16 protein-coding genes are annotated in these 14,214 nt (G+C 71.9%); 6 read left to right on the top strand and 10 right to left on the bottom strand.

Annotated features, from left to right (window positions below; translation table 11 throughout):
• Window positions 1-12 precede the first annotated feature (12 nt).
• Window positions 13-1,746 (bottom strand): DAK2 domain-containing protein, encoded by a 1,734-nt coding sequence (locus tag ABD224_RS25630; protein WP_344053963.1) that lies wholly within the window; start codon window positions 1,744-1,746, stop codon window positions 13-15.
• A gap of 262 nt (window positions 1,747-2,008) precedes the next feature.
• Between ABD224_RS25630 and rpmB the strand changes: the two genes are divergently transcribed.
• Window positions 2,009-2,194 carry a 50S ribosomal protein L28 gene (rpmB, locus tag ABD224_RS25625; RefSeq protein ID WP_003993230.1) on the top strand — a complete coding sequence of 62 codons (186 nt, stop codon included), beginning with the start codon at window positions 2,009-2,011 and terminating at the stop codon, window positions 2,192-2,194.
• A 109-nt stretch (window positions 2,195-2,303) separates the two neighbouring features.
• Here rpmB and thiD read toward each other — a convergent pair whose 3' ends face one another.
• Window positions 2,304-3,137: a bifunctional hydroxymethylpyrimidine kinase/phosphomethylpyrimidine kinase gene (thiD, locus tag ABD224_RS25620; protein WP_344053961.1), complete on the bottom strand. Its 834-nt coding sequence runs from the start codon at window positions 3,135-3,137 to the stop codon at window positions 2,304-2,306.
• Entirely contained in the window at window positions 3,134-4,099 is a 966-nt protein-coding gene (locus ABD224_RS25615) for a thiamine-phosphate kinase (protein WP_344053959.1), read from the bottom strand. The genes thiD and ABD224_RS25615 overlap by 4 nt, the downstream gene beginning before the upstream one ends.
• Before the next feature lie 245 nt (window positions 4,100-4,344).
• On the opposite strand from ABD224_RS25615, the gene ABD224_RS25610 reads away from it, so the two are divergent.
• Both ABD224_RS25610 and ABD224_RS25605 read left to right on the top strand, forming a co-directional pair.
• On the top strand, window positions 4,345-4,578 hold the full coding sequence (locus ABD224_RS25610; RefSeq protein WP_344053957.1) for an Lrp/AsnC family transcriptional regulator: 234 nt from the start codon (window positions 4,345-4,347) through the stop codon (window positions 4,576-4,578).
• A 20-nt stretch (window positions 4,579-4,598) separates the two neighbouring features.
• Window positions 4,599-5,081 (top strand): DUF3515 domain-containing protein, encoded by a 483-nt coding sequence (locus tag ABD224_RS25605; RefSeq protein ID WP_344053955.1) that lies wholly within the window; start codon window positions 4,599-4,601, stop codon window positions 5,079-5,081.
• A 233-nt stretch (window positions 5,082-5,314) separates the two neighbouring features.
• Here the strand turns inward: ABD224_RS25605 and ABD224_RS25600 are convergent, their stop codons facing one another.
• From ABD224_RS25600 to ABD224_RS25590, 3 genes are all read right to left on the bottom strand, one after another.
• Window positions 5,315-6,472: a D-alanine--D-alanine ligase family protein gene (locus ABD224_RS25600; protein WP_344053953.1), complete on the bottom strand. Its 1,158-nt coding sequence runs from the start codon at window positions 6,470-6,472 to the stop codon at window positions 5,315-5,317.
• Window positions 6,473-6,541: 69 nt separating this feature from the next.
• Window positions 6,542-7,552, bottom strand: a complete 1,011-nt coding sequence (locus ABD224_RS25595; protein WP_344053951.1) for an NAD(P)H-dependent glycerol-3-phosphate dehydrogenase — start codon at window positions 7,550-7,552, stop codon at window positions 6,542-6,544.
• Window positions 7,549-8,364 carry a lysophospholipid acyltransferase family protein gene (locus ABD224_RS25590; protein ID WP_344053949.1) on the bottom strand — a complete coding sequence of 272 codons (816 nt, stop codon included), beginning with the start codon at window positions 8,362-8,364 and terminating at the stop codon, window positions 7,549-7,551. The genes ABD224_RS25595 and ABD224_RS25590 overlap by 4 nt, the downstream gene beginning before the upstream one ends.
• Window positions 8,365-8,594: 230 nt before the next feature.
• On the opposite strand from ABD224_RS25590, the gene cofC reads away from it, so the two are divergent.
• Window positions 8,595-9,233, top strand: coding sequence for a 2-phospho-L-lactate guanylyltransferase (gene cofC / locus ABD224_RS25585; protein WP_344053947.1), 639 nt, complete (start codon window positions 8,595-8,597; stop codon window positions 9,231-9,233).
• Between the two features lie 47 nt (window positions 9,234-9,280).
• Window positions 9,281-9,484 carry a hypothetical protein gene (locus tag ABD224_RS25580; RefSeq protein WP_344053945.1) on the top strand — a complete coding sequence of 68 codons (204 nt, stop codon included), beginning with the start codon at window positions 9,281-9,283 and terminating at the stop codon, window positions 9,482-9,484.
• 312 nt (window positions 9,485-9,796) lie between these two features.
• On the opposite strand, the gene ABD224_RS25575 is transcribed toward ABD224_RS25580, so the two are convergent.
• The 4 genes from ABD224_RS25575 to leuC all read right to left on the bottom strand — a co-directional run bounded on the left by ABD224_RS25575 (window position 9,797) and on the right by leuC (window position 13,110).
• A complete protein-coding gene (locus ABD224_RS25575) occupies window positions 9,797-10,399 on the bottom strand; it encodes an HU family DNA-binding protein (protein WP_344053942.1) in 603 nt (200 codons plus the stop codon).
• 141 nt (window positions 10,400-10,540) lie between these two features.
• The gene (locus tag ABD224_RS25570; protein WP_344053940.1) at window positions 10,541-10,771 is read right to left on the bottom strand and encodes an SCO5555 family protein; all 231 of its coding nucleotides are present in this window, start codon (window positions 10,769-10,771) and stop codon (window positions 10,541-10,543) included.
• A gap of 308 nt (window positions 10,772-11,079) precedes the next feature.
• Window positions 11,080-11,673, bottom strand: coding sequence for a 3-isopropylmalate dehydratase small subunit (gene leuD, locus ABD224_RS25565; protein WP_344053938.1), 594 nt, complete (start codon window positions 11,671-11,673; stop codon window positions 11,080-11,082).
• A gap of 6 nt (window positions 11,674-11,679) precedes the next feature.
• Window positions 11,680-13,110, bottom strand: a complete 1,431-nt coding sequence (gene leuC, locus ABD224_RS25560; RefSeq protein ID WP_067395788.1) for a 3-isopropylmalate dehydratase large subunit — start codon at window positions 13,108-13,110, stop codon at window positions 11,680-11,682.
• 191 nt (window positions 13,111-13,301) lie between these two features.
• Between leuC and ndgR the strand changes: the two genes are divergently transcribed.
• Window positions 13,302-14,018, top strand: a complete 717-nt coding sequence (gene ndgR, locus ABD224_RS25555) for an IclR family transcriptional regulator NdgR (protein WP_067395792.1) — start codon at window positions 13,302-13,304, stop codon at window positions 14,016-14,018.
• The last annotated feature ends 196 nt before the right edge of the window (window positions 14,019-14,214 follow it).

Below are 14,214 nucleotides of genomic sequence, written 5' to 3'. Positions count from 1 at the left end.
CGGTCCCGGGGGCTACTCCACCCCGATGAGCAGCAGCGCCCCCTGCCGGCCGCCCCGGTAGACCACGGTGTCCACCGCGAGGTACGCCTCGCGGACCCGGGCCTGCAGACGGTCGGCGACGGAGTCGGGGACCTCGTCGTCGAGGACCAGGGTGACCAGCTCGCCGCCGGCCGCGAGCATGCGGTCCAGGACGGCCTCGGCGGTGGCCGTGACGTCCTGGCCGATCACGGCCACGTCGCCGTCGACGAGGCCGAGGACGTCACCGGCCTGGCAGATGCCGGCCGTGGTCCAGGACTGGCGCTCGGCGACGATGATCTCGGCACAACGGGTGGCACCGGCCGCCGAGGTCATCGCGACGACGTCCTCGTCGAAGCGGCGCCCGGGCTCGTGCACGGCGAGGGCGGCGATGCCCTGCACGGCCGAGCGGGTCGGGATCAGGGCGACGCGGACGCCCTCCTCGCGGGCCTGTTCGGCCGCGGCGGCCGCGGTGTGGCGCAGCTCGCCGTCGTTGGGCAGCAGGACCACCTCGCGCGCGTGTGCCCGTCGTACGGCCTCCATGAGCTCGCCGCTCGCGGGCGGCTCCCCCGGGCGGGCGAGCACCGCGATCGCCCCGGCCTCGGTGTACAGCTCCGCCAGGCCCTCGCCGGGCACGACGGCCACCACGGCGCGCTGGGCGCGCTCCCGGGGAGCCGCGGCTCCGGTGGTGTGCGCGTCGTCCGCGCCGAAGTGCGTGATGCGGATGCGGTGCGGCCGTCCGGCCTCGACGCCCGCCTCCACGGCGGCTCCGGCGTCGTCGACGTGCACATGCACGTTCCACAGCCCGTCGCCGCCGACCACGACGAGGGAGTCCCCGAGCGCGTCGAGTCGTTCGCGCAGCCGGGCGACGGCCGCGTCCTCGGCGTCCAGGAGGTAGGTCACCTCGAAGGCGGGGCCGCTCGCGGACGGGACGCAGGAGGCCGGTGCGCCGTCCTCCCGCCCCGTGCGCGCGTGCGGCACGGTCGGCAGGGCACCGGCCGCCAAAGCGGCTCCCGGCGCCCGCGCGGCCCCCGGTGAGAAGACCGGTTCTCCCGGCGGCTGTCCCGTGAGCGTCTCCACCAGGGCGGCGAGCACCGCCACCAGTCCGCGTCCGCCGGCGTCGACCACTCCGGCGCGCTCCAGGACCGCGAGCTGGCCGGGGGTCGCGGCCAGGGCCGCGCACGCCCCCTCGTAGGCCGCCCGGGCGACCGTTCCGCAGTCGCCCCCCTCGGTGCCGGTGGCCGCTTCCGCCGCCGCCGAGGCGACCGACAGGACCGTGCCCTCCACGGGGTGCGCCACGGCCTGCCGGGCGGAGTCGGCCGCGCGCCGCAGGGCCAGGCACAGGCCGCGCCCGTCGGTGTGCGCGGCCTCGCCGTCGGCGGCGAACACCTGGGCCATGCCGCGCAGCAGCTGGGCGAGGATCGTCCCGGAGTTGCCGCGGGCGCCGATGAGCGCCCCGTGGGCCATCGCCCGCGCCGCGTCGGCCAGGGTGGGCCCCGGGGAGCCGGCCTTGCCGGCCTCGCTGTCCGGCTCGTGCGCGGCGAACACGGCCTCCACGGCCGCGACGGCGGACTCCACGGTCAGATACAGGTTGGTGCCGGTGTCCCCGTCGGCCACGGGGTAGACGTTGATCGCGTCGATCTCCTCGCGTGCGCGTCCCAGTGCCCGCAGTGCCAGACCGCACCAGGTGCGCACCGCCGGCGCGTCGAACGTCTGCGGCACCTGCGCCACTGCGCCTCCCTGAGCTGCTGAACTGGACGCAGCGTAGACCCCAGGGCGGTGCGGACCGGAAGCGGGCCCGGGCGGGCCCTCGGAGCCGTCATGGTAATTTCGCTGCATGGATGCAGCCGATGTATGCTGCTCCAGTTGCCCGATCCTGTCGGGCTCTTCCCTGGCAGCGCCACTCGGATTTCGAAGTGCTCCCCGAGCCCGAGATCTGGTCCCGGCATGCCGGGCTCAACCGTACGTGCATCTGAAGTCTTTGGAGTGACCCGTGGCTGCCAACTGCGACGTCTGCGGCAAGGGGCCGGGCTTCGGCAACAACATCTCGCACTCGCACCGCCGTACGTCCCGCCGCTGGAACCCGAACATCCAGCGTGTGCGTACCGTGGTCGGCGGGACGCCGAAGCGCGTGAACGCCTGCACCTCGTGCATCAAGGCCGGCAAGGTCTCGCGCTGACGCACGCCGACAGCTGAGCGCGCGGCCACCCCTGGCTCGCTGCACTGAGCCGGTCCACCTCGGTGGACCGGCTTTTGGCATGCCCGAAAACGGCCGGGAGCCTGTGCGGCTATCCGGCCGTGCGGGCCTTCCGGAAGGCCCAGCCGTGGTCCACGGGGCCGATTCCGCCGCCGAGCGCGAAGCCGGCCGCGACGGCCCCGGTGACGTAGTCCTTGGCCGCCGTCACGGCCTGGGGGACCGACTGGCCCTTCGCGAGCTGCGCGGCGATCGCGGAGGCGAGGGTGCAGCCCGTGCCGTGGGTGTGCCGGTTGTCGTGGCGGGGGGCGCGCAGCCAGTGTTCCTCGATCCCGTCGGTGAGCAGGTCGACGGCCTGGTCCCCGCCCTCCCTCCCGGGGTCCCCGGTCAGGTGGCCGCCCTTGATCAGCACCCACTTCGGCCCGTACTCCAGCACGGCCCCGGCGGCGTCCCGCATCCGGTCCTCCGAGCGGACCCGTATGCCGGTCAGCTGGGCCACCTCGTCGAGGTTCGGTGTGGCGACCGTCGCCACCGGCAGCAGTGCGGTCCGTACGGCGTCCAGCGCGGATGCGGCCAGCAGCGCGTCGCCGTGCTTGGAGACGCTCACCGGGTCGACGACCACCGGCGCGTTCGTCCCGGAGAGCAACTCGGCCACGGTCTCGACCAGTTCCGCCGTGGCGAGCATCCCGGTCTTGACCGCCTGGACGCCGATGTCGTCCACGACACTGCGGTACTGGGCCCGCACGGCCTCCACCGGCAGCTCCCAGGCACCCTGCACCCCGAGGGAGTTCTGCGCGGTCACCGCGGTGATCACGCTCATGCCGTGCACCCCGAGGGCGAGCATCGTCTTCAGGTCGGCCTGGATGCCGGCACCGCCGCCGGAGTCGGAGCCCGCGACCGTCAGCACACGGGGAGGGGCCTCGGTCATGCCTCGATGCCTCCGAAGTGGTCCCAGCCGCCCTTCCTGGTCCAGGGCGCCCCGTCGACCGTGACCTGGGGCAGGGCCGAGGGATTGAGCACTTCGCCGATCACCTTCCAGCGGGCTGGCAGCTTCACGTCCGGCGGAAAGGTCGCCACGATGGCGTGGTCCTCTCCCCCGGTCAGCACCCACTGCATCGGGTCGACGCCCACGGCCTGCCCGATGTCGTTCATCTGCGAGGGGATGTCGATGGCGCTGGAGCGGATGTCGATGCGGACCTTGCTGGCCTCCGCTATGTGGCCCAGGTCGGCGATCAGCCCGTCGCTGACGTCGCACATCGCGGTCGCGCCGAGGCCGGCCGCCGCGGGTCCCGCATGGTACGGCGGCTCGGGCCGGCGGTGGGCCTCGACGAAGGCCCGGGGCGAGCGGAAGCCGCGCGAGAGCACCGCGTACCCGGCGGCGGACCAGCCCAGCCAGCCGGTCACCGCGACCAGATCGCCGGGTTGTGCGCCGGCGCGTGTCACCGGCTCGTGGTTGCGCAGATCGCCGAGTGCGGTGATCGACACCGTGATCGTGTCACCGTGCACCACATCTCCGCCGACCACGGCGGCACCGGCGACCTGGCACTCGTCACGCAGCCCGTCCATCAGTTCGGTGGGCCAGGTGACCGGGAGTTCCGCGGGCACGACCAGACCGAGCAGCAGCGCGGTCGGCACCGCGCCCATGGCGGCGATGTCCGCCAGGTTCTGGGCGGCCGCCTTGCGGCCCACGTCGTACGCCGTGGACCAGTCCCGGCGGAAGTGCCGCCCCTCCACGAGTACGTCGGTGCTCGCCACGACCCTGCGGTCGGGGGCGGCGACCACCGCGGCGTCGTCGCCGGGGCCGACCCGGACCGCCGGGGTGGTGGTGAGACGGGAGGTGAGCTCCCTGATGAGCCCGAACTCCCCGAGCTCACCAACAGTGCCCTTCATTACCCTTTCGACCCTTTCGCCCTTCTGTCCCTGTCCGTTCCCGGTCGCGCGTCAACGCGGTCCTCGTTACGGTCAGGATGACCGTCAGCTTCTGTGCTGATTCCCTACTGCTTCTGTACTGCTTCTGTCCTACCTGCACCCGGCACGTACGTCGCGGCCTTCGCGGCTCTCCCCGCGGCGCGCGGCGACGCGATACCGTGGCTTCTCTTTTCCCACATGATCCTCGTGGCCGCCCTGGAGGTTCCGTGGTACAGGCGTACATCCTGATCCAGACGGAAGTCGGCAAGGCGTCGACCGTCGCCGAGACGGTCGGCAGGATCCCCGGGGTGCTCCAGGCCGAGGACGTGACAGGACCCTACGACGTCATCGTGCGCGCCCAGGCCGACACGGTGGACGACCTGGGGCGCATGGTGGTCGCGAAGGTCCAGCAGGTGGACGGCATCACCCGCACCCTGACCTGCCCGGTCGTGCATCTGTAGCCCCCGTCTACCCTTGGCCGGTGAGCTCTTTGCGTCATCGGCTTTCCGGTCTGCCTCTTCTCGCCCTGCTGGTCGCCGCCGTGGGCTGCTCCCCGAGTGACGGCGGTGGCGCCGTGGCGGTTCCCAGCCCGGACGCGGCGGTCACCGAGCTGTGCCGGAATCTGGACGGGGCGCTGCCGCGGACGGTCGACGGACTGAGCCGTGAGGACCCCCGGCCCGCCTCCGTGCTGACCGCGGGCTGGGGAAGTCCGGCGATCATACTGCGCTGCGGGGTCCCGCGGCCCGCCGCGATGGACGATCCGGAGGCCGACGGAGTGGAGGTCAACGGCGTCGGCTGGCTGATGCAGCAGCAGGACGACGGATCGTTTCGCTTCACGACGACCCTGCGGGTGGCGTACGTCGAGGTGACGGTCCCCGTGGAACGCTCCGCGCACGGGATGGCGCCATTGGTCTCGCTGGCGCCGGCGATCAAGAAGACGATTCCCGAGGGTGTGGCCGACTGAGCATTCCCGAGGGCGGGACCGGCTGAGGTCGGGGCCGGCGGAGCGTGCGGCCTGCCCCGCGTGCGGCCGGCCGGGCGCGTGGGGCCCGGGCCGCCCGGCCGCCACGGGCCGTACGCCGCCTGCGGCAGGCCGGCCGGGCGGCGGGGCGGCAGGCCTGCCCGATGCCGCATGCGGCCCGCCGCGTCCTCTGCGGCAAGGCCGCCTGCCGGCACGCTCCTGTGGCCCCCGAGGGGTCAGCGCAGGCCCGTCGAACGGCGCAGGGCCGCCTGGATGAGGCGGTCGATCAGTTCCGGGTAGTCGATGCCGCTCGCCCGCCACATCTGCGGGTACATCGAGATCGGGGTGAAGCCGGGCATCGTGTTGATCTCGTTGATCACGAACTCGCCCTCCTCGGTGAGGAAGAAGTCCGCGCGGACCAGGCCCTCGCAGGAGGCCGCCTCGAAGGCCTCCACCGCGAGCCGCTGCACCTCGGCGGTCTGCTCCTCGGTCAGCGGGGCCGGGACGATGCCGGGCGTGGAGTCGATGTACTTGGCCTCGAAGTCGTAGTACGCGTGGGACTCGCTCGCCGGGATCTCGGCCGGCACGGAGGCCCGCGGACCGTCCTCGAACTCCAGTACCCCGCACTCGATCTCACGGCCGCGCACGGCGGCCTCCACGAGCACCTTCGGGTCGTGCCGCCGGGCCTCCTCGAGCGCCTCGTCGAGGCCCGAGAGGTCGTCGACCTTGGTGATGCCGATGGACGAGCCCGCGCGGGCGGGCTTCACGAACAGCGGCCAGCCGTGCTCGCCGGCGAAGTCGACGATTCTCTTGCGGACGGCTGCCTGGTCCCGGTTCCACTCGCGGGGCCGGATCACCATGTACGGGCCGACCTTGAGCCCGAAGGAGGTGAACACCCGCTTCATGTACTCCTTGTCCTGGCCGATCGCCGAGGAGAGCACCCCGGAGCCCACGTAGGGCACGCCGGCCAGCTCCAGAAGGCCCTGAAGGGTGCCGTCCTCGCCGTAGGGGCCGTGCAGCACCGGGAAGACCACGTCGACCTCGCCGAGCGCCTTGGGGACCGAACCGGGCTCGGTGTAGACGACTTCACGGTTGCCCGGGTCGACGGAGAGCACCACACCGCCCTCGGTCGATTCGGCGAGCTCGTCGACGCTGGGGGTGCGACGGTCGGTGATCGCCATGCGCGCCGGGTCGTCCGCGGTGAGGGCCCAACGGCCGTCCTGGGTGATGCCGATCGGCAGGACGTCGTACTTGGACCGGTCGATGGCGCGCAGCACCGCACCCGCGGTGACCACGGAGATCCCGTGTTCGGAGCTGCGGCCGCCGCAGACGACGGCCACGCGGGGCTTGCGCGGCGGCTGCTCGGGGCTCTGGGGGAGGTTCTCGGTGCTCATATCGCGATGAGCGTACCTGTTGGCCAAGGCCTGAGTCAGCGCGGGAAACGCCGCGTCGCTCAGCGCCGCTCAGCGCCGCTCGGGTTTGGCGCTGCGCGACATCAGTTCCCTGAGGGCCACCACCGGCGGTTTGCCCTGGTGCACGATGCCGACGACGGTCTCCGTGATGGGCATGTCGACACCGTGCCGGCGGGCCAGATCCAGCACCGACTCACAGGACTTGACGCCCTCGGCGGTCTGCTTGGTGACCGCGATGGTCTCCTCGAGGGTCATGCCCTTGCCCAGGTTGGTGCCGAAGGTGTGGTTGCGCGACAGCGGCGAGGAGCAGGTCGCCACCAGGTCGCCGAGGCCGGCGAGCCCGGAGAAGGTCAGCGGATCGGCGCCCAGCGCCACGCCCAGCCGGGTGGTCTCGGCGAGCCCGCGGGTGATGAGCGATCCCTTGGCGTTGTCGCCGAGCCCCATGCCGTCCGCGATGCCGACGGCCAGGCCGATCACGTTCTTGACGGCTCCCCCGAGTTCGCAGCCGATGACGTCGGTGTTGGTGTACGGGCGGAAGTACGAGGTGTGACAGGCACTCTGGAGCCGCCGGGCCACCTCCTCGTCGGTGCACGCCACCACGGCGGCGGCCGGCATGCGGGCGGCGATCTCGCGGGCGAGGTTGGGCCCGGTGACCACGGCGATCCGGTCGGGGCCGGCCTTGGTGACGTCCTCGATGACCTCGCTCATCCGCATGGCGGAGCCCAGCTCGATGCCCTTCATCAGGGAGACGAGGACCGTGTCCGGGGCGAGCAGCGGGGCCCACTCGGCGAGATTGCCGCGCAGGGTCTGCGAGGGGACGGCGAGCACCGTGAAGTCGGCGTCGCGGGCGGCCTCGGCGGGGTCGGCCGTGGCCCGCAGGTTCTCCGGGAGTTCGACCCCGGGCAGGTAGTCCGGGTTGACACGGGTGGAGTTGACCGTTTCCGCGAGGTCGGGGCGGCGGGCCCACAGGGTGACCTCGCAGCCGGCGTCGGCGAGGACCACGCCGAAGGCCGTCCCCCACGATCCGGCGCCGAACACGGCCGCCTTGACCGGCTTGCTCACGCGCCCTGCCCCTCTTCCTGCACGGCCTCCCGCGCGTCCGGCCGCCGCTGTGCGGCCGGCATGCCCCTGCCCCGGGTCTGCGCCTCGGTGCGGCGGCGCTGCTCGATCCGCTCCCGGCGCGGGTCGTAGGGCACGGGGGGCGCCTTCTCCCCGCGGATCTCCTCCAGCAGGCGGGTGATGGCCGCCATGATGGTCTCGGTCGCCTCCTTCAGGAGCTCCGGGGTCACCTCCCGGTCGTAGAAGCGCGAGAGGTCCACGGGCGGGCCGGCCAGGACGTGGTGGGTCTTGCGCGGCAGCAGCCTGGGCCTCTTCGAGTAGGGCGGCAGCAGTTCGTTGGCGCCCCACTGGGCGATCGGGATCACCGGGCACTTGGTCTGCAGGGCGACCCGCGCGGCGCCCGTCTTGCCGGTCATCGGCCAGCCGTCCGGGTCGCGGGTGAGCGTTCCCTCGGGGTAGAACGCGACGCACTCACCGCGCTCCACGGCCTCGATCGCGGCGCGGAAGGCGCTCAGCGCGTCCGTGCTCTCGCGGTAGACGGGGATCTGTCCGGTGCCGCGCATCGCGGCGCCGATGAATCCTTTCTTGAAAAGCCCGCTCTTCGCCAGGAATCGCGGCACGCGCCCGGTGTTGTACTGGAAATGCGCATATGCGAGGGGGTCGATATGCGAATTGTGGTTCACCACGGTGATGAATCCACCCTCGGCCGGAATGTTCTCCATTCCACGCCAGTCCCGCTTGAGCAGAACCACCAGCGGCGGTTTGCAGATCACCGCTGCGAAGCGGTACCAGAAGCCGATTCTGCGGCGGGACACGCGGACACCTTCCTCTAGTTCCTCTAGTTCCTCTGGATGGTCCCCTGGAACTGCCACCCGGGGCGGGGGGCCGCACAAGTGTCGCCCCAGGTCGCCCGTCTGTCGAGAACACCGTACGCCCGCCCCTCGCCCGTGACCGTCCTCGCGGGGGGCTTCGTGCCCCGCCCTCCCCCGGTCGACCCCATGGCCCGGGGGACAATGGCGGCCGCATGAAAGGGGACGGAACGCCGGTGCAGTGGACCTTGGTCATCCCCCTGAAACCCTTGAACCGGGCCAAGAGCAGGCTGTCGCAGACCGTCGGCGACGCGCTGCGGCCGGGCCTCGCCCTGGCCTTCGCCGAGGACACCGTGACGGCCGCGCTGGCCTGTCCGGCGGTCGCGGATGTGGCAGTCGTCACGGACGACGGCATAGCCGGGCCGAGGCTGGCGGCGCTGGGCGCCCGGATCGTGGCCGACGAACCGCGCGCCGGTCTGAACGCCGCGCTCGCGCACGCGGCGGCGGTCGTACGGTCCGCACGTCCTGAAACTCCCATTGCGGCCCTGAACGCCGATCTTCCGGCACTGCGGCCCGGGGAATTGGCCCGGGTCCTGCGGGCGGCCGCGCAATTCCCGCGTGCCTTTCTCGCGGATTCGGCGGCGGTCGGCACGACTTTGCTGGCGGCGGCTCCGGGCCGTGCGCTGCTCCCGGCTTTCGGCCCTGATTCCCGGATGCGTCACCGGGCGTCCGGCGCGGTGGAACTGTCCCTGGAGGCGGTGGAGTCCGTACGCCGGGACGTGGACACCGGGGACGATCTGCGGGCGGCGCTGGCCCTCGGGGTGGGGCCGCGCACGGCCGCCGCGGCGGCGCGGCTGCCGCTCCCCCGGGGCTGACGCCCCGAGCGGCGAGGGCGCCGGCGGCGGAGCAGTAGGCTGCCGCCATGCAGGCGACCGCGTACACGTACGACCCCGAGAGCCGCAGCGGGCAGGTGCTCCTGGACGACGGCACCCCGGTGCCCTTCGACGCGCCGGCGTTCGACGCGGGCGGTCTGCGGCTGCTGCGCCCCGGACAGCGGGTGCGGATCGAGACGGAGGGCGAAGGGGACGGTCTGCGGATCACCCTGGTGACGCTGCAGACCTTCTGAATCGTGAACCGGCTGGGCTGACCGGGGCCGGCCGTGCGACACGGCCCCACCGGGCGCGGGGTGCCGGACACGCCGCGGGCCGGGCTCCCCGGGAGTCCGGCCAGGCGCGTGAGTACCTCGGTGCCTCCTCAGGGGGTGTCGTGTGGATCGTGCCGCAGGTCGCGGGGTTCGGCACGCATCACTGCGGCGGCGTCACTCGCCGGCGCTCCGCGTCGGCTCCCTTCTCCGCCTGGCATCCGCGCGCACCGAACCTCGCTCGACTCGGTCACCAGGCACCGCTCACCGGAGCCGGCTCGATCCACACACCCCTCCCTAGCTGCGGGCGGCGGTCTTGCGGGTGGCCGACTTCTTGGCGGGGGCCTTCTTGGCCGTCGCCTTCTTCGCCGGCGCCTTCTTGGCCGCGGTCTTCTTGGCCGTGGTCTTCTTCGCGGCGGCCTTCGCGGTCGTCGCCTTCTTGGCGGCGGTGGTCTTCTTGGCCGCGGCCTTCTTGGCCGTGGTCTTCTTGGCCGCGGCCTTCTTCGCCGCGGTGGTCTTCTTCGCGGCGGCCTTCTTGCCGGCGGCCTTGGCGATGGTGGCGGTCGGGCCGGAGAGGCTGCCCTTGGGCGCCTTCCTCACCGCGATGTCGTTCTTCGGAAGCTTCTTCGCACCGCTCACCAAGTCCTTGAACCCCTGGCCGGCCCGGAAGCGGGGGACGGAGGTCTTCTTGACCCGCACCCGCTCACCCGTCTGCGGGTTGCGCGCATAGCGGGCGGGACGCTCGACCTTTTCGAAGGACCCGAAGCCGGTGACCGAGACCCGGTCTCCCGCGACGACCGCGCGGACGATGGCGTCCAGTACCGCGTCGACGGCATCGGCGGCCTGCTGGCGGCCGCCCATCTTGTCGGCAATCGCTTCTACGAGCTGCGCCTTGTTCACGTCTTCCCCTTCGGAGACCCTGCCAGAACGAAAGTGTTCAAGCCTTTTCGCACGTTAGGCGGATATATACCGCAAATCAAACACGAAACGGGCTAATCACCCTTGTGACGCAACGGACTCAACGGTCTCGTCTCGGGCTGTTCAGCCTTCCTCAGCGGGGATTCGGCCCTTGTCGAGGTCGTCCGCGAACCTCTCCAGATGCCTTCTCGCGCCGACAAGATCGCGTTTGGCCATGGCCGTAATGGCCAGAAGCTTCCGGGTCAGCGTCATGCGCACGCCCTCCGGGACTTGCAGTGCGCGCACCCTGGAGTGCGCTTCCTTGAGTTGGGCCGCGACCGCCGTATAGAGCTCGAGTTGGCCGTCGTTGTCCATGCACAGATTGTGCCATCTGGGGCGAGTTGTCGCCTGCGCTGGGGGGCAACTACCGCCTCAAACAACCCTTCCGGCACTTTCGCCGACCAAGGTCCCGGACCCCACGCATCCCATCAACTAGCTTCCTGAAGTGGGAAGTTGAGGGTGAAAGCGGTGGCGCCGCACGGGGTGCGGGCCCCGGAACGGCTGTACCCCCGATCGTGGCGATCGGGGGTACAGCGGGGTGGTTGCGGTGGCCGAAACCTGACGTACGCCGGGGCCGGATCCGGCCCCGGCTCGGCCGTCGGGCACCGGCCGGGGGTGCCGGATCAGACCGGCAGGGTGCGCGGTTTGAAGGAGGGGCGCCTGGCCTCGTAGGCGGCGATGTCGGCCTCGTTCTGCAGGGTGATGGAGATGTCGTCCAGCCCGTTCAGCAGCCGCCAGCGGGAGTTCTCGTCCAGCTCGAAGGGGGCGGTGATGCCCTCGGCGCGCACCTCCCGGTCGACCAGGTCGACGGTCACCTCGGCCTGGGGGTTCCGCTCGGTGAGCTCCCACAGCGCGTCCACGGTCTTCTGCTCCAGAACCACCGTGAGCAGGCCGTTCTTCAGCGAGTTGCCGCGGAAGATGTCCGCGAAGCGGGAGGAGATCACGGCCTTGAAGCCGTAGTTCTGCAGCGCCCAGACGGCGTGTTCGCGGGAGGAGCCGGTGCCGAAGTCGGGGCCGGCGACCAGGACCGTGGCGCCCTGCCGCTCGGGGCGGTTGAGCACGAACTCGGGGTCCTTGCGCCAGGCCTCGAACAGCCCGTCCTCGAACCCGTCGCGCGTGACCTTCTTGAGCCAGTGGGCGGGGATGATCTGGTCGGTGTCGACGTTGCTGCGGCGCAGCGGGACGGCCCGGCCGGTGTGGGTGGTGAAGGCTTCCATGATCTTTCAGACTCCAGCGGGCGTGGGGGTGTCGACATCGGACAGGTCGGCCGGGGAGGCCAGGTGGCCCAGGACCGCGGTGGCGGCGGCGACCTGCGGGGAGACCAGGTGGGTACGGCCGCCCTTGCCCTGCCGGCCCTCGAAGTTGCGGTTGGAGGTGGAGGCGGAGCGCTCACCGGGGGCGAGCTGGTCGGGGTTCATGCCCAGACACATCGAGCAGCCCGCGTGCCGCCACTCGGCGCCGGCCTCCTTGAAGATCACGTCCAGGCCCTCGGCGACGGCCTGCAGACCGACCCGCGCGGAGCCGGGGACGACCAGCATCCGCACGCCGTCGGCGACTTTGCGGCCCTTGAGGACCTCGGCGGCGGCGCGCAGGTCCTCGATGCGGCCGTTGGTGCAGGAGCCTACGAAGACGGTGTCCACCTTGATGGAGCGCAGCGGCTGACCGACCTCCAACCCCATGTATTCCAGGGCCTTTTCGGCGGCCAGGCGCTCCGAGGGATCTTCGTACGAAGCCGGGTCGGGGACGGACGCCGAAAGCGGCGCGCCCTGGCCGGGGTTGGTGCCCCAGGTGACGAACGGGGCCAGTTCGGAGGCGTCGATGACGACCTCGGCGTCGAAGACGGCGTCGTCGTCGGTCCTGAGGGTCTTCCAGTACTCGACGGCCGCGTCCCAGTCGGCGCCCTGGGGGGCGTGCGGGCGGCCCTTGAGGTACTCGAAGGTGGTCTCGTCCGGGGCGATCATGCCCGCGCGGGCGCCGGCCTCGATCGACATGTTGCAGATGGTCATGCGGGCCTCCATCGAGAGCTTCTCGATGGCGGAGCCGCGGTACTCCAGGATGTAGCCCTGACCGCCGCCGGTGCCGATCTTCGCGATGATCGCCAGGATCAGGTCCTTGGCCGTGACGCCCTCGGGCAGTTCACCGTCGACGGTGATCGCCATGGTCTTCGGGCGGGCCATCGGCAGGGTCTGGGTGGCCAGCACATGCTCCACCTGGGAGGTGCCGATGCCGAACGCCAGCGCGCCGAAGGCACCGTGCGTGGAGGTGTGCGAGTCGCCGCAGACGACGGTCATGCCCGGCTGGGTCAGTCCCAGCTGCGGTCCCACGACATGGACGACGCCCTGCTCGACGTCGCCCAGCGGGTGCAGCCGGACGCCGAAGTCGGCGCAGTTCTTGCGGAGGGTCTCCAGCTGGGCGCGGGAGACCGGGTCCGCGATGGGCTTGTCGATGTCGATCGTCGGGGTGTTGTGGTCCTCGGTGGCGATGGTCAGATCGCGCCGGCGCACGGTGCGCCCGCTCTTGCGCAGGCCGTCGAAGGCCTGGGGGCTGGTCACCTCGTGCAGCAGATGCAGATCGATGTAGAGAAGGTCGGGCTCGCCCTCGGCGCGCCGGACGACATGGTCGTCCCAGACCTTCTCCGCGAGTGTCCTACCCATCGCTTTCCCTCCGGCCGGACGCCCAGGGCGCCGGCCACGCTAGAGATCTTGAGGATGCGGCGCCCGGTTCCCCAAGACCGGGCAACCGTCGCGAACCCGTCCGGTCCGCAAGCCCTGTGGTGGTTCCAGAGTGACGTGTTCCATGGAAAATTGAACTTGCGTTTCACAGAGTGAGACGCAAGTATCGTTGCATGGACAACAGTAGCGGCGTCGGCGTTCTGGACAAGGCAGCTCTCGTCCTGAGCGCCCTGGAGTCCGGTCCGGCCACCCTCGCGGGTCTGGTCGCGGCCACCGGACTGGCACGGCCCACGGCCCACCGGCTGGCCGTGGCACTGGAGCACCACCGCCTGGTGGCACGCGACATGCAGGGCCGGTTCATCCTCGGCCCGCGTCTGGCGGAACTGGCCGCGGCAGCGGGCGAGGACCGCCTGCTCGCCTCCGCCGGCCCGGTGCTCACACATCTGAGGGACATGACCGGTGAGAGCGCCCAGCTCTACCGCCGCCAGGGCGACATGCGCATCTGCGTCGCCGCGGCGGAGCGCCTGTCCGGTCTGCGGGACACGGTCCCGGTCGGTTCCACGCTCACGATGAAGGCGGGTTCCTCGGCGCAGGTCCTGATGGCCTGGGAGGAGCCGGAGCGCCTCCACCGCGGCCTGCAGGGCGCCCGCTTCACGGCGACGGCCCTGTCGGGCGTGCGGCGCCGGGGCTGGGCCCAGTCGATCGGCGAGCGCGAGCCGGGCGTCGCCTCCGTCTCCGCGCCCGTGCGCGGCCCCTCCAACCGTGTCGTGGCCGCGGTCTCGGTCTCCGGCCCCATCGAGCGCCTCACGCGTCACCCCGGCCGTCTGCACGCCCAGGCGGTCCTCGACGCCGCCGCCCGTCTCTCCGAGGCCCTCCGCCGCTCCGGCTGAGCCTCCCGCACGCACCGCGCGGAGGGCCGGCCTCAACGCCGCGGCAGGCCCTCCGGACGGAATCCGACGCCCCCTTCAGCTCTTTGGCCCCTCCAGCCCCGGCTGTCCGCGCCCACGGGCTCCGTCGGCCGGCGGGGCCCGTACCCGGCATCCGCTGCCGTCCTCGCCCGTCCGGCCCGCTCCGCCGGGCCGGGGG

This window comes from Streptomyces thermoalcalitolerans (genome assembly GCF_039525155.1).
Lineage (GTDB): Bacteria > Actinomycetota > Actinomycetes > Streptomycetales > Streptomycetaceae > Streptomyces > Streptomyces thermovulgaris.
The sequence above is the reverse complement of the archived record's forward strand: the minus strand, read 5'-3'. Positions and strand labels throughout refer to the sequence as shown.